We start from the raw sequence: 1,120 nt of genomic DNA on the forward strand, positions 1-1,120 counted from the left end.
AAGACGACGCTGACCGCAGCGATCACCAAGTATTTTGGTGACTTCAAGGCGTATGACCAGATTGACGGCGCGCCGGAAGAGAAAGCGCGCGGCATCACCATCTCGACCGCGCATGTGGAATACGAGACCGACGCGCGCCACTATGCGCATGTCGACTGCCCCGGCCACGCCGACTACGTCAAGAACATGATCACCGGTGCTGCTCAGATGGACGGCGCGATCCTGGTTGTGAACGCCGCGGACGGCCCGATGCCGCAGACCCGCGAGCACATCCTGCTGGGCCGCCAGGTTGGCATCCCGAAGATGGTCGTGTTCATGAACAAGGTTGACCAGGTTGACGACGAAGAGCTGCTGGAACTGGTGGAAATGGAAATCCGCGAGCTGCTGTCTTCGTATGAATACCCCGGCGACGATATTCCGATCATCGCAGGTTCGGCTCTGGCCGCGATGGAAGGCCGTGACCCTGAAATCGGCGAGAACAAGATCCGCGAGCTGATGGCGGCTGTTGACGAATATATCGACACGCCCGAGCGTGCTGTTGACCAGCCGTTCCTGATGCCGATCGAAGACGTGTTCTCGATCTCGGGCCGTGGTACCGTTGTGACCGGCCGTATCGAGCGTGGCGTGATCAACGTTGGCGACGAGATCGAAATCGTCGGCATCCGCGACACCTCGAAAACCACCTGCACCGGCGTTGAAATGTTCCGCAAGCTGCTGGACCGCGGTGAAGCGGGCGACAACATCGGCGCCCTGCTGCGTGGTGTGGATCGTGACGGCGTTGAGCGTGGCCAGGTTCTGTGTAAGCCGGGTTCGGTGACACCGCACACCAAGTTCGAAGCCGAAGCCTATATCCTGACCAAGGAAGAAGGCGGCCGTCACACCCCGTTCTTCGCGAACTACCGTCCGCAGTTCTACTTCCGTACGACTGACGTGACCGGCACCGTGACCCTGGCGGAAGGCACCGAGATGGTCATGCCCGGCGACAACGTGTCGTTCGGCGTTGAACTGATCGCACCGATCGCGATGGAGCAGGGCCTGCGCTTCGCCATCCGCGAAGGCGGCCGCACCGTCGGCGCCGGCGTCGTGTCGAAGATTACTGAATAATTCGCACAAGCGAATG

At 60.9% G+C, this 1,120-nt stretch carries 1 protein-coding gene; it reads left to right on the top strand.

Annotated features, from left to right (window positions below; translation table 11 throughout):
* A partial coding sequence (gene tuf / locus ACR0NZ_RS20610) for an elongation factor Tu (protein ID WP_480521576.1) occupies nt 1-1,104 on the top strand: 1,104 nt, incomplete at its 5' end.
* Nucleotides 1,105-1,120 lie beyond the last annotated feature (16 nt).

The sequence above is a fragment of the Ruegeria sp. AE3 genome, from assembly GCF_056542225.1.